General features: G+C 69.3%; 19 protein-coding genes. 7 read left to right on the top strand and 12 right to left on the bottom strand.

From position 1 onward, the window contains the following. The first annotated feature begins 115 nt into the window (after window positions 1-115). Window positions 116-862, top strand: coding sequence for a response regulator transcription factor (locus tag FB471_RS16325; protein ID WP_141999302.1), 747 nt, complete (start codon window positions 116-118; stop codon window positions 860-862). A gap of 193 nt (window positions 863-1,055) precedes the next feature. Continuing rightward, window positions 1,056-1,958, top strand: a complete 903-nt coding sequence (gene mshD / locus FB471_RS16320) for a mycothiol synthase (protein ID WP_141999300.1) — start codon at window positions 1,056-1,058, stop codon at window positions 1,956-1,958. A gap of 11 nt (window positions 1,959-1,969) precedes the next feature. Here mshD and pstB read toward each other — a convergent pair whose 3' ends face one another. The 7 genes from pstB to FB471_RS16285 all read right to left on the bottom strand — a co-directional run bounded on the left by pstB (window position 1,970) and on the right by FB471_RS16285 (window position 10,417). After that, window positions 1,970-2,749 carry a phosphate ABC transporter ATP-binding protein PstB gene (gene pstB, locus FB471_RS16315; RefSeq protein WP_141999298.1) on the bottom strand — a complete coding sequence of 260 codons (780 nt, stop codon included), beginning with the start codon at window positions 2,747-2,749 and terminating at the stop codon, window positions 1,970-1,972. 26 nt (window positions 2,750-2,775) lie between these two features. Beyond that, a complete protein-coding gene (pstA, locus tag FB471_RS16310) occupies window positions 2,776-3,861 on the bottom strand; it encodes a phosphate ABC transporter permease PstA (protein WP_141999296.1) in 1,086 nt (361 codons plus the stop codon). Further along, window positions 3,861-4,811: a phosphate ABC transporter permease subunit PstC gene (gene pstC, locus FB471_RS16305; RefSeq protein WP_141999294.1), complete on the bottom strand. Its 951-nt coding sequence runs from the start codon at window positions 4,809-4,811 to the stop codon at window positions 3,861-3,863. The genes pstA and pstC overlap by 1 nt, the downstream gene beginning before the upstream one ends. Before the next feature lie 117 nt (window positions 4,812-4,928). Further along, window positions 4,929-6,029: a phosphate ABC transporter substrate-binding protein PstS gene (gene pstS, locus FB471_RS16300; RefSeq protein ID WP_141999292.1), complete on the bottom strand. Its 1,101-nt coding sequence runs from the start codon at window positions 6,027-6,029 to the stop codon at window positions 4,929-4,931. A gap of 254 nt (window positions 6,030-6,283) precedes the next feature. After that, on the bottom strand, window positions 6,284-6,949 hold the full coding sequence (phoU, locus tag FB471_RS16295) for a phosphate signaling complex protein PhoU (protein ID WP_141999290.1): 666 nt from the start codon (window positions 6,947-6,949) through the stop codon (window positions 6,284-6,286). A 91-nt stretch (window positions 6,950-7,040) separates the two neighbouring features. Beyond that, window positions 7,041-9,386: an LCP family protein gene (locus tag FB471_RS35690; protein WP_342779434.1), complete on the bottom strand. Its 2,346-nt coding sequence runs from the start codon at window positions 9,384-9,386 to the stop codon at window positions 7,041-7,043. A gap of 179 nt (window positions 9,387-9,565) precedes the next feature. After that, window positions 9,566-10,417, bottom strand: coding sequence for a GGDEF domain-containing protein (locus FB471_RS16285; protein ID WP_246076435.1), 852 nt, complete (start codon window positions 10,415-10,417; stop codon window positions 9,566-9,568). 248 nt (window positions 10,418-10,665) lie between these two features. Here FB471_RS16285 and FB471_RS16280 point away from each other — a divergent pair, with 248 nt between their 5' ends. Then, a complete protein-coding gene (locus FB471_RS16280) occupies window positions 10,666-11,496 on the top strand; it encodes a transposase family protein (RefSeq protein ID WP_141995486.1) in 831 nt (276 codons plus the stop codon). A 17-nt stretch (window positions 11,497-11,513) separates the two neighbouring features. Here FB471_RS16280 and FB471_RS16275 read toward each other — a convergent pair whose 3' ends face one another. From FB471_RS16275 to FB471_RS16265, 3 genes are all read right to left on the bottom strand, one after another. Further along, a complete protein-coding gene (locus tag FB471_RS16275) occupies window positions 11,514-11,948 on the bottom strand; it encodes a hypothetical protein (protein WP_141999288.1) in 435 nt (144 codons plus the stop codon). Window positions 11,949-11,961: 13 nt separating this feature from the next. Continuing rightward, window positions 11,962-13,110, bottom strand: a complete 1,149-nt coding sequence (gene dusB / locus FB471_RS16270; protein ID WP_141999286.1) for a tRNA dihydrouridine synthase DusB — start codon at window positions 13,108-13,110, stop codon at window positions 11,962-11,964. Between the two features lie 269 nt (window positions 13,111-13,379). Continuing rightward, window positions 13,380-13,835, bottom strand: coding sequence for a hypothetical protein (locus tag FB471_RS16265; RefSeq protein WP_141999284.1), 456 nt, complete (start codon window positions 13,833-13,835; stop codon window positions 13,380-13,382). 259 nt (window positions 13,836-14,094) lie between these two features. On the opposite strand from FB471_RS16265, the gene FB471_RS16260 reads away from it, so the two are divergent. Continuing rightward, entirely contained in the window at window positions 14,095-14,493 is a 399-nt protein-coding gene (locus FB471_RS16260) for a RidA family protein (protein WP_141999282.1), read from the top strand. Window positions 14,494-14,716: 223 nt separating this feature from the next. Further along, on the top strand, window positions 14,717-14,947 hold the full coding sequence (locus tag FB471_RS16255; RefSeq protein ID WP_141999280.1) for a hypothetical protein: 231 nt from the start codon (window positions 14,717-14,719) through the stop codon (window positions 14,945-14,947). Between the two features lie 7 nt (window positions 14,948-14,954). Here FB471_RS16255 and FB471_RS16250 read toward each other — a convergent pair whose 3' ends face one another. Together FB471_RS16250 and FB471_RS16245 are read right to left on the bottom strand one after the other, a co-directional pair. Next, window positions 14,955-15,365 carry an SgcJ/EcaC family oxidoreductase gene (locus tag FB471_RS16250; RefSeq protein WP_141999277.1) on the bottom strand — a complete coding sequence of 137 codons (411 nt, stop codon included), beginning with the start codon at window positions 15,363-15,365 and terminating at the stop codon, window positions 14,955-14,957. Between the two features lie 154 nt (window positions 15,366-15,519). Further along, complete coding sequence (locus FB471_RS16245) at window positions 15,520-16,455, bottom strand: YwqG family protein (protein ID WP_170220826.1); 936 nt, start codon at window positions 16,453-16,455, stop codon at window positions 15,520-15,522. Between the two features lie 142 nt (window positions 16,456-16,597). Between FB471_RS16245 and FB471_RS16240 the strand changes: the two genes are divergently transcribed. Further along, a complete protein-coding gene (locus tag FB471_RS16240; RefSeq protein ID WP_246076434.1) occupies window positions 16,598-17,524 on the top strand; it encodes a DMT family transporter in 927 nt (308 codons plus the stop codon). Beyond that, window positions 17,521-17,991 (top strand): DUF6328 family protein, encoded by a 471-nt coding sequence (locus tag FB471_RS16235; RefSeq protein WP_141999271.1) that lies wholly within the window; start codon window positions 17,521-17,523, stop codon window positions 17,989-17,991. The genes FB471_RS16240 and FB471_RS16235 overlap by 4 nt, the downstream gene beginning before the upstream one ends. The last annotated feature ends 23 nt before the right edge of the window (window positions 17,992-18,014 follow it).

The raw sequence follows: 18,014 nt of genomic DNA, 5'->3' as shown, positions 1-18,014 counted from the left end.
CCGCGTACCTACCGGCGCAGTGCACCGACCGAAGCCGTGCCCGAGGCAACGAAGCAGGCGGGAGCGGGGCCCTCTGGCGAGGGCTGGCGACAAACTCTGACAAGGCGGTGTGGCGATGAGCCTTGACCTGCTGGTATTGACTGGGGAACAAGACGCCACCTCGGTGCTTCCCGCGCTCGACTTGCTGCCGCATACGGTACGCGTGCGTGCGCCGGAGGTCACCGCGTTGCTGGACGCGGGGCACCGCGATCTGATCCTGCTGGACGCCAGGACCGACCTCGCGTCCGCGAAGAGCCTGTGCAGGCTGCTCAAGGGTGCCGGGGACGACGAGGTACTCACCCCGGTGATCGCCGTGATCGGCGAGGGCGGGCTGGTCGCGGTGAGCTCGGAATGGCGTACGGACGACATCCTGCTGCCCACCGCCGGTCCCGCCGAGGTGGACGCCCGACTGCGGCTGGCCACCACCAGGGACGGCGCGGCCAGCCAGGTGGACACCGAGCTGCGGGTGGGTGACCTGGTGATCGACGAGGCCACCTACACGGCCCGGTTGCGCAAGCGCACGCTCGAGCTGACCTACAAGGAGTTCGAGCTGCTGAAGTACCTCGCGCAGCATGCGGGCCGGGTGTTCACCAGGGCCCAGCTGCTGCAGGAGGTCTGGGGCTACGACTTCTTCGGCGGCACCCGCACGGTGGACGTGCACATCCGGCGGCTGCGCGCCAAGCTCGGCCCCGAGCACGAGCAGATGATCGGCACCGTGCGCAACGTCGGGTACAAGTTCGAGCGTCCGGCCAAGGGCGGGGCGAAGGCGCCCGCTCCGGCCGTGCCCGAGCAGGTCGAGGCGAACGACTTCGCCACCACCTGAGCTAGGCGCTCCGCGCCGCTAGCCTTGCCCGCCCGTCTCCCACCACCACCCAAACCGGGGCGCTTCGCGCCGCTAGCCTTGCCCGCCCGTCTCCCACCACCACCCAAACCGGGGCGCTTCGCGCCGCTAGCCTTGCCCGCCCGTCTCCCACCACCACCCAAACCGGGGCGCTTCGCGCCGCTAGCCTTGTTGTATGGACACAGTGTGGGTCGACGAGCTGGACGGCGAGACGGCCGAGTCGGTACGTGCGTTGCTGCGGGCGGCCAGGGACACCGACGGCAGGCCGGAACTGCCGGAGCAGGGTCTGCCCGGTGAGTTCCGCGGCGGCAGCCACCTGCTGGCCACCGCCGACGGTGAGCTGGTCGGCTGCGCCCACCTGGACGCCACGGGGGACGCCTTCGGCAGGCAGGTCGCCGAACTGATCGTGCACCCGCGGCGGCGCCGCGGCGGCGCCGGCACGGCCATGGTGCGGGAGCTGGTGGACCGCACCGGGGACCGGCTGCGGGTGTGGGCGCACGGGGACCACCCCGGCGCGGTGCGACTGGCCGAGCATGCCGGGTTCACCAGGGCTCGCGAGCTGCTGGTACTGCGGGTCGCCGACGCGGGCGGCGCCGACTGGCCGGAGCCGAGCCCGCCCCCTGGGGTGCGGCTGCGCCCCTTCGTGCCGGGCCAGGATGAGCAGGCACTGGTCGAGGTGAACGCGCGGGCCTTCGACTGGCACCCCGAGCAGGGCCGGATGACCGTCGCCGACCTGCGGGCCACCGAGGGACAGGACTGGTTCGACCCGGCGGGTTTCTTCCTCGCCGAGGACACCGGCGGCAAGCTCCTCGGTTTCCACTGGACGAAGATCCACCCGGCCAACCCGAACCGGTTCGACGGCAGGCCCGCGGGTGAGGTCTACGTGGTGGGCGTCGACCCCGGCGCGCAGGGCGGTGGGCTGGGCAGGGCGCTGACCCTGGCCGGGCTGCGCTACCTGCGGGAGCGCGGGCTCGGCCAGGTGATTCTCTACGTCGAGGGAGACAACGCCCCCGCGGTCGCGGTGTACCGGAGGCTCGGGTTCACCGAGTACGAGGTGGACGTCCAGTACGAGCGGTGAACCCGGGCCGGTCAGCCGAACCGGCCGGAGATGTAGTCCTCGGTGGCCTTGTTGCCCGGCGCGGAGAAGATCTTCGTCGTCTCGTCGATCTCCACCAGCTCGCCGGGCTGGCCGACGCCACGCAGGTTGAAGAAGCCGGTGGTGGTGCTGACCCTGGCCGCCTGCTGCATGTTGTGCGTGACGATCACGATCGTGTACTCCGACCGCAGCTCGGTCATCAGGTCCTCGATGGCCTGGGTGGAGATGGGGTCCAGGGCCGAGCAGGGCTCGTCCATCAGCAGCACCTCCGGCTGCACGGCCACCGCTCGCGCGATGCACAGCCGCTGTTGCTGCCCACCGGAAAGGCCGGAGCCCGGCTTGGCCAGCCGGTCCTTGACCTCGGTCCAGAGGTTCGCCGCGCGCAGCGAGCGTTCCACCAGGTCGTCCAGGTCGGCCTTCTTGATCCGCTGGTTGTTCAGCCGCAGCCCGGCCGCCACGTTCTCGTAGATGGACATGGTCGGGAACGGGTTCGGCCGCTGGAAGACCATGCCGACCTGCCTGCGCACCCCGACCGGATCGACCGTGGGGCCGTAGAGGTCCTCACCGTCCATCATGATCTGACCCTCGACGCGGGCGTTCGGGACCAGCTCGTGCATCCGGTTGATCGAGCGCAGGAAGGTCGACTTGCCGCAGCCGGACGGCCCGATCAGCGCGGTGATGGACCGTGGCTGGATGGTCATCGACACGCCCTGCACGGCGAGGAACGAACCGTAGTAGATGTCGAGATCCTTGACCTCGATGCGCTTGGCCACTGTATTTCCTATCCGATCTTCCGCGCTCAGCCGCGGGTCTTGGGTGCGAACAGTCGGGAGATGACACGTGCCACGAGGTTCAACGCCATCACAATGATGATGAGTAGCAGCGCCGCTGCCCAGGCCCGGTCCAGCGAGGGTTCCGGCGGTACTCCGGGGCTGACGTACTCGTAGTAGGAGAACACCGACAGCGTGGCCATCCGGCCGTCGAACGGGTTGAGATTGACGCTGGAGGTGATGCCGACGGTGAGCAGCAGCGGCGCCGTCTCCCCGATCACCCGCGCGATGGCCAGGGTGACCCCGGTGGCGATCCCGGCGAGCGCGGTCGGCAGCACCACTTTGACGATCATCCGCCATTTCGGCACCGCCAGCGCGTAGGCGGCCTCGCGCAGCTCGTTCGGGACCAGCTTGAGCATCTCCTCCGTGGACCGGACCACCACCGGGATCATCAGCACGCTCAGCGCGATCGACCCCATGATTCCCATCCGGACCCCGGGCCCGAAGAACAACGTGAACAGCGCGACGGCGAACAGGCCGGCCACGATCGAGGGGATGCCGGTCATCACGTCCACGAAGAAGGTGATCGCCTTGGCGAGCTTGCCGCGGCCGTACTCCACCAGGTAGATCGCACACAGCATGCCGATCGGCACGGAGATCACCGCGGCCAGCGCGGTGATGATCAGGGTGCCCATGAGTGCGTGGTAGATACCGCCGCCCTCGCCGACGACGCCCCGCATCGAGTAGGAGAAGAACTCCGCGTCGAACCGGGCGAAGCCCTCGCTCACCACGGTCACCACCACCGAGATCAGCGGCAGCAGCGCGAGCAGGAAGGCGGAGTAGACCACGGCGGTGATCAGCCGGTCCTTACCCTTGCGGCCGCCCTCGACGCTGGCCGACCAGGCGTAGATGACCACCGCGTAGAGCACCGCGACCAGCACCGCGGCCAGGCCGATGCTCATCCCGGTCAGGTTGAGCACAAGGCCGAGCACGGCGGCCGCCAGCAACGTGGCCTGCGGGGCGAACTTGGGGATCGTGCCGTGGCTGAGCGGGATCCCGCCGACCGGCTTGTCCAGGTCCGGTCCCTGGTTCCGGGAGGTGGTCGGGGTGCTCATCAGTTCGCTCCTGAGAACTCGCGGCGTCGGTTGATCACCGCGCGGGCGGCCATGTTCACCAGCAGGGTCACCGCGAACAGCACCAGGCCGGAGGCGATGAGGGCGTTGACGTCGATCCCGGTGGACTCCGGGAACTCCAGCGCGATGTTGGCCGCGATGGTCGAGGGGTTGCCGGTGCTGATCAGGTTGAAGGTGATCCCGCCGGACACCGAGAGCACGATCGCCACCGCCATGGTCTCGCCGAGTGCTCGACCCAGCCCCAGCATGGAAGCACCGATGATGCTGGAGCGGCCGAACGGCAGCACCGCCATCTTGATCATCTCCCAGCGGGTGGCACCCAGCGCCAGTGAGGCCTCCTCGTGCAGCCGGGGGGTCTGCAGGAAGGCCTCGCGGATCACGGCGGTGATGATCGGCAGGATCATCACGGTGAGCACCAGTACCGCGACCAGCATGGTGCGCCCGGTCGCCGAGGGCGGCCCGGCGAACAGCGGGATGAAGCCGAGGTTCTCGGAAAGCCAGTCGGTCGTGGGTACCGTCGCGGGCGCCAGCACGTTGGCGCCCCACAGGCCGTAGATGATGCTGGGGACCGCGGCGAGCAGGTCGACGAGGTAGCCGAGCCCTTGCGCCAACCTGCGCGGCGCATAGTGCGTGATGAACAGCGCGACGGCCACCGCAAGCGGCGCCGCGAGCAGCAGCGCGAACAGGGCCGAGAGCAGCGTTCCGAACAGCAGCGGCCAGATGTACACCGCGAGCCCGCTGTCACCGGGGATCTCGTCGGTTGGCGCGACCAGCGCGGGCCACGTCTCGACCAGCAGGAAGGTGGCGACCCCCGCGAGCACGACGAGGATCAGCACGCCCGCCCCGGTCGACATCCCCGAGAAGATTCGATCCCCCGGCCGTTGCCGCGCGCGGCCGCGGATCGGACTAGCTGTGCTGGGCGGCACGTTCATTCCCTTTCTCGTGTCTCCGGCGAATCTCGAGTGTCCGGCGAACCGGCCCGGTTCGCACCGCTGGGTGGCCGCCACGACTGGCGACCACCCAGGGGTTGGTTGGTTTTCGGGATGTGATCAGCCCGCCGAGATGGCGTCGATCGCGGGCTGCACCCGCGAGCGCAGCTTGTCCGAGATCGGCGCGGAGCCCGCGGCTTCGGCCGATGCCTGCTGACCCTCCTTGCTGACGATGTAGGAGAACAGCGCCTTCACCAACTCGGCCTTGTTCGCGTCCTCGTAGGTGGCGCAGGCGATGTTGTAGGAGACCAGCACGATCGGGTAGATGCCGGACTCGGTGGTGTCCCTGGCCAGGTCGTAGGCGAAGCTGTACTCGCCGCGGCCCTCGGCGCGCGTGGAGACGTCCAGCACCTTGGCGGCGGCCTCCGGGGAGTAGGCGACGAACTCCTCGCCCACGCCGATCTTGGCCGTGCCCAGGTCGCCGGCCCGGCTGGCGTCCGCGTAGCCGATGGTGCCGTTACCGGCGCTCACGGCCTGCACCACACCCGAGGTGCCCTGCGCTGCCTCACCGCCGGGGACCGGCCAGTCGCCGCTGACCTCGTGCGGCCAGTCCTGCGGAGCGGCGGCCTTCAGGTAGTCGACGAAGTTCTCCGTGGTGCCAGACTCGTCCGAGCGGTTCACCGGGGTGATCGCGGTGTCCGGCAGTTGCACACCCGGGTTGTCCGCGGCGATCGCCTCGTCGTTCCAGGTGGTGATCTGCTGGTTGAAGATTTTGGCGAGGGTGGCGGGCTTCAGGTTCAGCTCGTCCACACCGTCCAGCTTGAAGATGACCGCGATCGGGGAAATGTAGAACGGGACCTCGACCACCTGCCCGCAGCGCTTCTGCGCCTTGGCCAGCTCCTCCTCGTCGAGGTAGGCATCGGTGCCGCCGAAGTCACTGGCGCCGTCCACGAACTGCTCGCGGCCACCGCCGGAGCCGATCGGGTCGTAGTTCACGGTGACGTCCGGGTTGCTCTGGATGAAACCGGAGATCCACGCCTGCATCGCGGCTTCCTGCGCGCTGGAGCCCGCACCCGAGATCGTGCCGGAGACGCCCCCCGACCCCTCGTTGCCCTCCCCGCCTTCGTTCGACTCGTTGGCGGCACCGCAGGCCGCAAGCCCGAGCGTGAGCGCGGCTGCCGCGGGCAGCGCGACGATACGGCCCAGGGTGGTACGCTTCACAATTAACCTCTTTCGGAGTATCTCAGTGAAAGCCCGTCGGCGTGAGCGGTAGCTGTGTGTGCTCACAGGGCAGGACGCTAAGAGGGCGACGTGACACGGCAGGGCAATACGGGTGAATGAAGAGTGAACGGAGCCGGGCAATAGGGCGTCATCACGGCTACGTCACGGAGACGTAACCAGTCATCCGGGTATTTTTCGCGCACGGTGGCTCACCCGGCACGCCGGGTGAGCTGGGTGTGATTTCGGTGGGTAATTCAGACGTCCTCGTCCGAGCCATACCCCGGCATCTTTCCGGTGACGACGAACACCATCCGGCGGGCGACCGAGACGGCGTGGTCGGCGTACCGCTCGTAGAACCTGCCGAGCAGGGTCACATCCACCGCGGCGGCGACGCCGTGCGGCCAGTCGTTGCCCATGATCACGGTGAACAGGTTGCGGTGGATCTCGTCGACGGCGTCGTCCTCGGTCTCCAGGCTGCGTGCCGCGTCCACATCCCTGGTCTTGATCACCTGCTCCGCCTGGCGGGCCAGCCGCACCGCGACCTTGCCCATCTTGGCGAAGTCGTCCCGGACCTGTTCCGGGAGCACGGCGTCGGGATGCCGCCGCCGAGCCGCCTTCGCGACGTGCAGGGCGAGATCCCCCATCCGCTCCAGGCTCTCCGCCGCGTGGATCGCGGCGAGCACGGTCCGCAGGTCGGTGGCGACCGGTGCCTGCAGCGCCAGCAGTGCGTATGCCTGTTCCTCGCAGTCCGCCCGCGCGTCGTCTACCTTGGCGTCATCGCTGATCACCTGCTCGGCCAAGCCGAGATCGGCGTCCAGTAGTGCCTGAGTCGCCCGCTCCATGGCGTCCGCGACCTGTCCGGACATCACGGCCAGGTTCTGGGCCAGTTGTTCGAGTTCGACGTGGTAAGCCTCGCGCATGGCGCCACCTTACGGCGAGCGCCGCACCAGCGGCGCAGATCCGGATGAACCGCACATGAATCCGGCCTTACGAATCCGCGGAGGGTGATCGTCACTCCGAAGGTAGGGCCTGCTCCGAGGGCTCCTGCCGGCTGCCCTTCTCATCGGGCAGCGGGGTGTTGTCGATCAGCGCGCGGAACAGCTCCGAACTCTGTTCCTCCAGCAGCACCTCGTTGCCCCGGTCGTTCGCCTCGCCGACGGTCGGGATGGTCAGGAACCGCACCTTGCTGGCCCGCAACCCCTGCATGGACTGCGCCAGGGTGAGCATCTGGTCGATACCGATGTTCTCGCCGAAGGTCGCGGACGCGAAGGCGTTCACGAAGCCGGTGAGCTTGCCGACGTCGAACAGCACGTCCCTGGACAGGGTGGCCTGCAGCAGCGAGGAGAGAAACTGCTGCTGCCGCTTGATCCGGCCGTAGTCGGAGAAGGTGGGATCGCCGTAGACCTTCCGTGCCCGCACGTAGTTCAGCGCCTGGTCGCCGGAGATCACCACCTCGCCCTTCTCCGCGATGATCAGGCCGAGCTCCTGGTCCTTGACCGGCCCGTCGGTGTGGATCCTGACCCCGCCGACCGCATCCACCATGTGTTTGAAGCCGTTGAAGTCGATGCCGACGAAGTGGTTGACCTTCATCCCGGACAGCTGCTGGATCACCTTCGTCACGCAGCGCGGCCCGCCGGCTCGGAACGCCGAGTTCAGCTTGACCTGCGTCGCGCCCCGCACCACCTCGCCGTACTCCCCGCTCTCCGGGTCCCAGCGCTCGCAGTCCGGCCGGGAGACCTCCAGGTCACGCGGGAAGGAGACGACCACGGCCTGCTTCCGGTCGGCCGGGATGTGGGCCAGCATCACCGTGTCCGAGCGGGCCCCTGGGATGGCGGTCGCGGAGCCGACGTTGTCCTCGACCTCCGCGCCCTCCCTGGTATCCGAGCCGACGATCAGGAAGTTCTCGTCCCCCGTCTGGCCCGCCGCGTTCCGGATGTCGTTCGAACCCTCGTCCAGCGCGGCGATCTCGTTGAACTTTCCGTTGAACCAGGTCTTGGCACCCCAGCCCACACCGGTGGCCAGGAACACCAAACCGGCGACCACGGCCGCGGTGATCCGGGCGGTCAGCAGGGAACGGTGGTTGCGCCGCGACTTCTTCTCCTGCAACCGGGTCTGCGGCGACTTCTTCTCGGGGGCCTGCTCGGGATCCGGCTCCGGTTCCTCGGCGGGTTCCGCCTCTTCGGCCGCCATCTCCGAGTCGGGCCGCTTGTGCTCGCCGGTCAGCACCACGCGTTGCAGCTTCGTCCTGGTCTGCTCCAGCAACTGCGCCGGCCGCGCGAGCAGCCGGTCCCGCCGCTGCTTGCGCTCCTGCTCCTCGGCGGCCAGCTCGTCGTGCGCGGCGGAGAAGCGGGCCAGCGTCTCGTCGATCTGCCTGCGCTGCATGGTCGCCTCGCCGACCGGCTCGAGCTGGTCGGTGAGTTCGATCGGCTCCAGCGGTGGCGCCGCGGGTTGCCGCGGCGGGCGGCGCCGTGGCGGTGGGGCCGCGCTGGTGACCCTGGTCTGCTCGGCCTGCTCGGCACGCGGCTCTCGCGAGGGCCGGGCAGGCCGCTGGTCCCGCTCGCCCTGTGGTGGCTGCACCGGTTGAGCCTGCTGCGTAGGTGGGGCAGGCCGGGATGCCGGCGGTGCTTGGCCGGGCGGTGGTCCCTGCGGCGGTTTCGGCCGCCGTGCCGGCGGTGGCTGCTGCTGCGCGGCGGGCGCGGGAGCGGGCGGCTGCGCTGGAGGTCGTACCGGCCGCTCTGGCCGTCGCGCCTCGCCCTCCCTCGCCGGTGGCGCCGGTCGCGGGCCGGTGTTCTGCTGCGGGCCCCGTCTCCGCGGTTGGTCCGGGGCGGCCGGTTCCGGTGTGCGGTTGCCGCGCGGTTGCCGCGCGGGCCGCTGCTGGGGTGGTGGCGGCGCCTTCCGCGCGGGCGGCGGCGTGGCCGGGGTCTGCTGACCCGGCGGTGCCGTGGGGGGTCGCCGCGGTCGCGCGGGCGGTGTGTCGGGCTGCGCCGGTGGCTGCCTGCGGGCTTGCGGGGCGGCCGGTTCCCTGAGCTGGGTCCGGGGTTCCTCCGCCGCCGAGGGTCTGTCTTCCCTTCGGGTGTTCGCCGGCCTGCGTGGCCGCGGTGGCCGGGCGGGCTCCGGCGGGGCCGGTGGCGCCTCCTGGGGTGGTGGTGCCTGCTGGGGTGCCTGCTCGGGGTCCGGGCGGGCGTGCTTGCCGGTGTTCCTTGCCACGACGTCGGAGACGCTGATGCCGCCGTAGGTGTCCATCGAGCGGCGCCGCTTACCCCCGGTGGGCTGCTGGCGGTTCAGCTTGCTGAGCCGGGAACGCGCGGAGTCGTCCGCTTGGGGGTCGGTACCGGAATGGCCGTGGTCGTCTGGCACCGAACCTCCCTTCGCGCTCGTGGATGAGCCCCGGTGTCACCCGGCTCGATTACCCCTGACGTGTGATCCCTAAGTTCTCTGATCGGCGACACTGCAGCGTTCGTTATCGTACGGATACCCGCCGTTCGTGACGACACCATCCTGTGACATTTTTACGCTGCGTTGTCCAGACCACCGTGTCAGCCGCGATCCAGTGATACAAACTGGTCTCTACCGTGGAACTGGGTGAGATTCCCACTACGGACGGTGCGCACGATGTGGATCTCGCCGCATTCCCGGTAGGCGACCAGGTTCCGTCCGGCTCGCTTCGCCGCGTAGAGCAGGGTATCGGCCTCGACGAGCTGCTCATGCGGGTCGGTGACCCGTGCCGGCCCACATTCCCGGGGTTGCGCGACGCCGATGCTGACCGTCACGGCGAGCCCCGCGGACAGCTGGCCCCACCCGTGCTCGGCGATCCTGGCACGAGCGCGTTCGGCCAGCGCCACGGCCGCGCCGGTGCGGGCGCCGGGCAGCACCAGCACGAACTCCTCACCGCCGTAGCGCGCGCAGCAGGCGCCGGCGGGTAGTCCCTGTTGCACCAGCGCGACGACTTGGCGGAGTACCTGGTCGCCGATGCGGTGACCGAAGGAGTCGTTCACGTCCTTGAACAGGTCCAGGTCGACCATGGCCAGCGCCGCGCCGCCCGGCTCGGCTCGCAACTCGGCCAGCCTGTGATCCAGGTAGCGGCGGTTGTAGGTGGCGGTGAGCACGTCGGTCAGGCTCTCCTCACGCGCCCGCGCGTGCTCCCTGCGCAGCCGCTCGACCTCGAGCAGGCAGTGGTCGGGCGGGTCGGGCGGGACCGGGCGGTGGCAGCGGGCGAGATCGAGGGCGGAGCGGAGGTGCTCGTAGGCGCGTTGCCACCGACCCTGCGCGGCGTACAGCTCGGCGATCGACTGATGTACGGCGAGCAGGTCGGTGTCCTGGCCGTCCTGGCCGTCCTGGTCGTCCCGGCCGTTGTGCGGGTCACCGCCGTCCCCTGGCACCGTGCTCACCTCCGTATTGGAGTCACTTCGTCCGGATCGGGGACGTGCTTGAGGTACGAGGGCGGGAAGAAGGTGAATATCGCTCAAGTGGACGAAGAGTGATCGCCGGCTACTGAGGTGATCTCAGCAAGATCAGGATCGTTGGTGCGTGAGTAGCGCCTGACCTGCTGGAGGCCGTGCGGGTGGGGTGAAGATGGGCGTGGAGTCCCTGGTAGAAGGTCTCTCGCCAAAGATGATCTTCACCAGAAGGACTCCACGTGATTGCCTATCGTGCCATCCTCGACGTGCCGCGTGAACTGGCCTGGTTCCTCAGCCGGCTCCTGCACGCCGAGCGTCGCGAGCGCGGCACCCGCCGCGGTAGCCGGGCGCTGACGTGTTTTCGACAGGCCGTGTTCGGGCTGCGCTGGTTCCGGGACAACCGCGACGTGGCCGCGCTCGCGCGTGATCACCGCATCTCGCGGGCGACCGGCTACCGCTATCTCACCGAGGTGATTGAGGTGCTCGCCGCCCAGGCGCCGGACCTGCACGATGCGCTTTGTCAGGCCAAAGCCTACGGCGCGCCGCATCTGGTCTTGGACGGGACGGTGTTCTCCACCGATCGGCTCGGCGAGAAGACCACCAGCGTCAAGGGTGAACAGATCGACGCCTGGTACTCCGGCAAGGCCCGCAAGTCGGGCGGCAACGTGCAGGCGCTGATGGACCCAGATGGCTTCCCGCTGTGGGTCTCCGAGGTCGAGCCCGGCTCGGTGCACGACCTGACCGCGGCCCGCGACCAGGTCCTCGGCGCGCTGTACTGGGCCGCCTCCCGGCTGGACCTGTCCACGCTGGCCGATCCCGGCTACGAAGGGGCGGGAATCGGTGTGCACACGCCCATCAAGCAGCCAGCCAACGGGCGAGCACTCGATGCGGACGCCCGGACCTACAACGCGCTGCTGCGCAGTCTGCGCTGCCTCGGCGAACGTGGCTTCGCGCTACTGACCGGGCGCTGGCGATCGCTGCGCCATCTCACGACCAGCCCTCGCAGGATCGGCGACATCGTCCAAGCCGCCCTCGTGCTCACCCATTTCGAACACGGCCGACTCACGTAAAAGTCGCTGAGATCACCTCACTCTTCGGACAGGCATGGTGCGAAGCCGTACACCTGATCGCGCAGAATGGTGACGCGTTCCGAGCCGATCTGCTCGGCGAGTGGCGTGCCCGCACGGCGCAGGGTCAGCGAGACCGCGAGGACATACACCTGCCCGCGGGGTGGCTCGGCGTCCCCCGGCGCCCATTCGGGGTCGGGCCGGAGCGTGGAAAGGGCCGGGTAGGCCCGCACGGTCAACCCGTTCAACTCGCACACCTGGTCGGCGAAGTCCGGATGCTGAGTCTTCCGCAGGAACTCCGACTGGGCCTGGTCACCCTGATCGGCCGCGTCGTTGAACGCGGCGAAGTAGCGGCCGATCCGGTATTCCGCGCCTGCCGGCTCGCCGGGTGCCGCGGTGCAGCCGGCGATCGAGCCCAGCAGCGTGGCTCCAAGCGCGATCAGACTGCGTTTCACGGGCATAGCGGCCTCAGCCGCCGGAGTGCATCAGGTCCGCACCGGCGGGGACGCAGGGGTCGTCCGGGTCGTCCAGCCAGCCGTGCGGCAGGGTGACCTTGCCCGGCGAGCCCTGCCTGCCCCGGGGGCCCTCGGCCTCATCGGGGAAGGGCGCCTCGTGGTCCAGTTGCTCGATCAGGCCGTCCAGCTCGGCGAGGCTGGACACCATGGAGAACCCGCGGCGCAGGTCGGAGCCGACCGGGAACCCGCGCAGGTACCAGGCCATATGCTTGCGCAGATCGCGCATGGCCTTGTCCGGGCCGTCGTGCTCGATCAGCAGTTCGGCGTGCCTGCGCAGCACGCCCGCGACCGTGCCCAGGTTCGGGCCCCGCGGGATCGGTCGCCCGGCGAACGCCGCTTCCAGCTCGCCGAACAACCACGGCCTGCCGAGGCAACCCCTGCCGACCACCACGCCGTCGCAGCCGGTCTCGGCCATCATCCGCAACGCGTCCCCCGCCGCGAAGATGTCGCCGTTGCCGAGCACCGGAATGGTCCGGACGGCCTCCTTCAGCCTGGCGATATGCGCCCAGTCGGCCTGCCCGGAGTAGCGCTGCGCGGCGGTACGGGCATGCAGCGAGACCGCGGCGGCGCCCTCCGTCTCGGCGATCCGGCCCGCGTCGAGGTAGGTGTGGTGGTCGTCGTCGATCCCGACCCGGAACTTCACCGTGACCGGGACGCCCGCGGGTTCGGCCGCCTCCACCGTGGCCGCGATGATCTCGCCGAACAGCCTGCGCTTGAACGGCAGCGCGGCCCCGCCGCCCTTGCGGGTCACCTTCGCCACCGGGCAGCCGTAGTTCTGGTCGACGTGGTCGGCAAGCCCCTCGCCGATGATGATTTTGACGGCTTCCCGCATGGTGGCTGGGTCGACCCCGTAGAGCTGCATGGAGCGGGGGTACTCACCCTCGTCGAAGCTCATCATGTGCCAGGTGCCGGGATGACGTTCGACCACGGCGCGGGCGGTGATCATCTCGCAGACGTAGAGCCCGGCGCCGTACTCGCGGCACAGCCTGCGGAAGGCGATGTTGGTGATCCCGGCCATCGGGGCGAGCACCACCGGCGGGTCGACGCCGTAGGGGCCGATCCGGAGTGCAGGCTTCGACAGGCTCGCGGTCATGCTTTCCATTGTCGCTGGTGAAGCATCTCGCAGGGTGATGGGTAGGTTCGCGTCCCCGCCCACCGGTTTCTCGACCTCTACATTGAACGACGCCGCGTACCACTTGTCCGGACAGGCGCTGGCCGAGTGGTTCGACGCCGTCATGCACATTCCGACCGTGACCCGCAGCGGACGCTCACCGGCTGAACGCGGGTGTGGTCAATGTGTTGACGGCTTGCCGCGTGGTTTTCAGGTCGATGCCTGGTCACGAACTGGATGGTCAGAATCGAGCCCACTGATTACGAACTCGGGGTGGCTACCCCGGAAACCGCACCTTTGACACCGTTGTAGGTGATTCTGCCTTCGAAACTCGCGTGGTGGGAATTCCAGATCCGAACGGGACCCGCGTAGTACTTGAAGTGGCCCCTGTCGATCTTTTTCCAGTTGTACGACTGACCACGGGCGAGCTTGACGGCAGTCCAACTGCGATTCCCTTCGGCCAGCCCATGCCGGACCGTGATGGCACACCAGTCGGTGTTGCTGCCTGAATGCCGCTTGAAGACCCGGACGTGCGCATAGTCACCGGGTCGCAAGGATGCCTTCCCGTAGAGGCTGAACCCCGGCCCGCATTTTTGCGCCCAGTAGCCCTGCGCATGTGCAGGGATGGCGGTCGTGACCGTTGCGCCCGTGATTGCCACGATTGCCATCACGATGATCGCGACTGCGCGTCGGGTACGGGAAAGCGCGAACGGCATTCTCCACCTCAAATATATGGGCTTCTTGGCGAAAGAGAACCTACCTCGCGTACCCGCTACAGGTGACCTGCTTCCTGTATGTGTGACTTACGTCATGGTTCGATCTGGGCCAAGACGGCGTTCAGGCGGGCATGGGCGGCGGCTTCACGAGAGCCACCGGCGGGCCGACCGCGTCGGGGCCGATCCGCAGGCCGGGCTTGGTCAGGGGTCGTCGGACCCACGTTGTCTGTGCGGACTTCGTTCGGGTGTAGTGGAGAACATGCCGCTCGAGCTGATCAACCCGGAGTCTTTGCCGAGCCCGCCCACCTATACCCATGTCGTCATCGCGGCCGGAAGCAGGCTGGTCTTCGTCGCCGGCCAGGAACCGGAGGACGATCGGGGGCAACTCGTCGGTCCCGGCGACCTGGCGGCCCAGGCTCGCCAGGTGTTCACCAACCTCGGGCACGCACTCGGCGCCGCGGGTGCCCGCCCCGACCAGGTCGCCAAGATCACGATCTACGTGGTCGATCACCGGCCGGAGTACCTCCCGGTGATCGAAGCGGCGAGGGCGGAGCTGTTCGGCGAGCACCTCCCCGCCGACACGCTGGTGGGGGTGGCCGCGCTGGCCCTACCCGAGTTCCTGGTCGAGGTCGACGCGATGGCGGTCATCGACGGCTGACCGGATCCGGCGGGTGCACGGCCTTCGAACCACCCGGGCGGACGCTGGACGGTCTTTCCACCCCATGTCACCCTGATCGGGTCGGAACGCGTCTGTTCCTGGCTCGGTGGTCGGTGCCGGAGGGGGCGACTGGCCGTGGAGGCGCAGGCGTTTCTTGCTCTGGCGAAGACCACGCGCGACGTGCTGTCCGCGGGTGAGCTTCGCGCGAACAGGGGAACGCGCTATGGCGACATGTGCCCAGTTCCTGCTCGATGCACCCGTGCCCATCGTGACGACCGCACTCGCACTGCGGTACGGCCCGTCCGCACTACTTGTCCTGCTGGCCGGGGGCGTGGCGGTACTCGTCCCCGGCCAGCGTGGCGAACGGGCGTTGGTGGTGCTCCGGCTGTGCCGCCGGTCCGCGCCTGCCCGCCGGAAACGCATCCGGAGAGCCACCGGCATCCCCGAGGCGTGACCGCCGATCAGTCCCCGAGAACCTCGGTGTTCTGGCAGGCGACCAGCAGCCAGCGGTCGTCCTCCCTCGCCATGACGTACAGCGGGCTCGTGGGATTGCCTGCCGGCTCACCGTCGAGCGTGCGGTACCGGCCGCGCGCCTTGACAGCGGCGACATCGGGGCTGATGAACATGATGTGCTCGACCTCGTAGGTCACGGTGGAGTCCCGCATGGCGCCGGGCAGCACCTGCCGGGTGAACTCCGCGATCTCCGCGCGGTCGAACAGGCGCTTTCCGTGCGCCGTCGTCCAGATGGCGTCGGCGCGGAACAGGCCGATGAACTCCTCGGGTAGCTCGTTGCGCTGCGAGTGTTCGAGCGTGGCCACTACCCGCTCGATCGCGTCGATGTCGGCCTGACGATCCGATGTCGTGTTGGTCATGCCGCTGAGTCTGTTTGCTCAACCTGGCTTCAGGTCAAGCCCGATCGGGAACCGGCAGGGGCGCCCGCCCGCGTCCGGGGTCGGCTGGACCGCCCACCGGTGGTCCTCAGTGGATACTCGATCACGCCGGACTGTTCTTGTCGGACGGCAGATCTCAGGAGCACTGGAAGTTGAACCAGGCTCCGGGCCAGTCGGCCTCGGCGATGCTGCCCTGCCGCGCCACCCAGTAGAGCGTGCCCGCGTCGCCCCACAGGTAGCCGAGGTGGCTGTCGCTGTCGAGTTGCAACAGCAGTCGCCAATCCGCGGTCTGGTGCTTGACCCGCGCCCATCGCTCCTGGTCGAAGCCATGTCCCGGGCGGGAGATGGCTGCCGCGGCCTGGAGCACCTCCTCCTCGACCGGGTGCTGGATGCTGCGGGCGTGCCCACCGAGTTGATGCCGTGCGGCAATGGCCCAGCCGTCCGGCACGGCCCCGGCCAGCCGCTGCTCGTACCTTCGCTCGAACTCGTCCCACGCCGGGTAGTCGGTGTCGGCAGGCTTCGCTGGGTCCGGTTCGGGGAACGTGGTGACCAGTACCGGCAGCAGCGACGCCTCCGGCAGGTGGTTCGCGGCGGGCGGTGCCGCCCGCCGCACCAGCGCGGTGGGCGGGAAGTGCCGAACCCGGCACCCCTCGTGCTCGTGCTGGTAGAGCCCGAGAATTCCGCCATGCCCACCGCCGGTGGCGAAGTCGCAGAAGAACGACAGCAGCCCCTCGGCCGGCAGCGGCAGGTCGGTACCACCGGTGACGGTGGCCAGGTCGATCTGCGCGAAGAACCCGAGCGGGCGAGGCTCTTCGTTCCCGCCGAGCGGATTGACCCAGGTCGGCCAGGCCAGTCCCGCCGGAAGGTCCGGGTCGCCGCCGAACCGGGACGCGCCGGGGACGGGTGCCGCATCCGGGCCGGACCGGCGAGTGGCGAACCGCACCGCGGGCCGGGCCCGCTTCGCCATGGTAGCGGCCGGTTCCGCGGGTAACCCGGCGAGCAACTCGGCGATCGCGGTGCCGTCCAGGCGCGCATCCAGCGGCACCGGGGTTCGGTCGGGGTTTGCCGGCATGCCGACCAGTATGGACCCGCGTCGGAGGCGCTGCCCGACTCTCGGTGCGCGCACCGTAACCCCTGGGTACGACGTTTCGCCGAGTCGCATTTCACATTGTGGACCTTCCGGACGCCAGGAGGAAGGAACGTACGGTGGCGGAGTGAGTGCGAAAGTCGGCGCGCCGGCCGACCGGACCTGGCTGGTAGCGGTCGCCGCGGCGCTCTGGGGAACCGATGGACTGCTGCGGTTACCGCTTGCCGAGAACCTGCCCGCGGCCACAGTGGTCTTCTGGGAACACCTGCTGGTGGCGGTGCTGCTGCTCCCCGTGCTGCCCGCGGCACTGCGGGCGCTGCGCCGGTGCGGGCCGCGGGAGTGGCTCGCGGTGCTGGTGATCGGTGCCGGCGCCTCCGCGGCGGCCACCGCGCTGTTCACCGCGGCCTTCCAGACCGGCGACGCGATCACCCCGCTGGTCCTGCAGAAGTTGCAGCCCATCCTGGCGATGCTGGCGGCCTTCTTCGTGCTCGGCGAGCGGCTGCGGGCGGGATATGCCCTGTTCGCGCTGCCCGCCTTGCTCGGGGCCTGGCTGCTGGCTTTCCCGGACCCGCTCGAGATCGAGCTGACGGCCCTGCGTGCCGCGTTGCTCGCGATCGGTGCGGCCGCGCTGTGGGCGGCGGGCACCGTGCTGGGGCGCCTGGTGTCCGCGCGGCTGTCCGCACGGGACGTCACCGTGCTGCGGTTCACGATCGGCTTACCGGTCGCCGCGGCCGTGGTCGGCATCCAGGGCGCGAGCTTTGCGCCCGGCTGGGGCAACCTGCTCGGCCTCGCCCTGCTCGCGTTCGTGCCCGGCCTGCTGGCGCTGTTGCTGTACTACCTCGGCCTGCGTGCCACTCCGGCCGCCCGCGCCACGCTCGCCGAGCTCGCCTTCCCCGCGACCGCCGCGCTGATCGGCGTGTCCTTTCTGGACTCCTCGCTTTCGGTCTCGCAGTGGCTCGGGTTGCTGGTGGTGGTCGGGTCGGTGACCCTGCTGGGTTGGCACGAACGTGCCCGGGGTACCCCGGTGGTGGAGGCTGAACTGGAGCGAGTGTGAGCAGCGAGGCGAACGGCGCGGAGTCCCGGAACGAACAACTCACCAGGAACGTCAACGAACTGCTCGGTGAGTTGCGCGTGGCGCAGGCCGGGGTGCAGATCCTGTTCGGCTTCCTGCTCGCGGTCGTGTTCACCAGCCAGTTTCGCGAGGCGAGCGGGTTGGAGAAGTCCCTGCACATGACGGCCGTGCTGCTCGCCTCGGTGTCCACGGCGTTACTCACCGCACCCGCGGTCTGGCACCGGGTGTTGTTCCGGGCGGGGCTCCGCGCGGAGATCCTGCGGGTCGGCAACCGTTCCGTGCTGATCGGGCTCGTCTGCCTCGCGGCCGCGGTGACCGTCACGGTCGCCCTGATCGCCAAAGTGGTCTACGGCTTCGTCGCGATGGCCGCGTTCGTCGCCGTGGTGGGCGTGTTGTTCGGCGTGCTCTGGTTCGTCGTCCCGGCCCGACTCGGCAGGCGGGGGCGCTGATCTGTCGCCGTTCTTCCGCGACG

Origin of the sequence: Amycolatopsis cihanbeyliensis (genome assembly GCF_006715045.1) — a bacterium.
In the GTDB taxonomy this organism is placed as follows: domain Bacteria; phylum Actinomycetota; class Actinomycetes; order Mycobacteriales; family Pseudonocardiaceae; genus Amycolatopsis; species Amycolatopsis cihanbeyliensis.
This window is presented reverse-complemented; position numbering and strand designations above follow the sequence as displayed.

Bases quoted from the DNA above. Each gene is read 5' to 3' on its own strand.
- FB471_RS16260 (WP_141999282.1), top strand. From the start codon at position 14,095: ATGCCGCTCGAGCTGATCAACCCGGAGTCTTTGCCGAGCCCGCCCACC.
- mshD (WP_141999300.1), top strand. From the start codon at position 1,056: ATGGACACAGTGTGGGTCGACGAGCTGGACGGCGAGACGGCCGAGTCG.
- pstC (WP_141999294.1), bottom strand. From the start codon at position 4,811: ATGAACGTGCCGCCCAGCACAGCTAGTCCGATCCGCGGCCGCGCGCGG.
- FB471_RS16250 (WP_141999277.1), bottom strand. From the start codon at position 15,365: ATGACCAACACGACATCGGATCGTCAGGCCGACATCGACGCGATCGAG.
- FB471_RS16325 (WP_141999302.1), top strand. From the start codon at position 116: ATGAGCCTTGACCTGCTGGTATTGACTGGGGAACAAGACGCCACCTCG.
- dusB (WP_141999286.1), bottom strand. From the start codon at position 13,110: ATGGAAAGCATGACCGCGAGCCTGTCGAAGCCTGCACTCCGGATCGGC.
- FB471_RS16255 (WP_141999280.1), top strand. From the start codon at position 14,717: ATGGCGACATGTGCCCAGTTCCTGCTCGATGCACCCGTGCCCATCGTG.
- phoU (WP_141999290.1), bottom strand. From the start codon at position 6,949: ATGCGCGAGGCTTACCACGTCGAACTCGAACAACTGGCCCAGAACCTG.
- pstA (WP_141999296.1), bottom strand. From the start codon at position 3,861: ATGAGCACCCCGACCACCTCCCGGAACCAGGGACCGGACCTGGACAAG.
- FB471_RS16265 (WP_141999284.1), bottom strand. From the start codon at position 13,835: ATGCCGTTCGCGCTTTCCCGTACCCGACGCGCAGTCGCGATCATCGTG.
- FB471_RS16245 (WP_170220826.1), bottom strand. From the start codon at position 16,455: ATGCCGGCAAACCCCGACCGAACCCCGGTGCCGCTGGATGCGCGCCTG.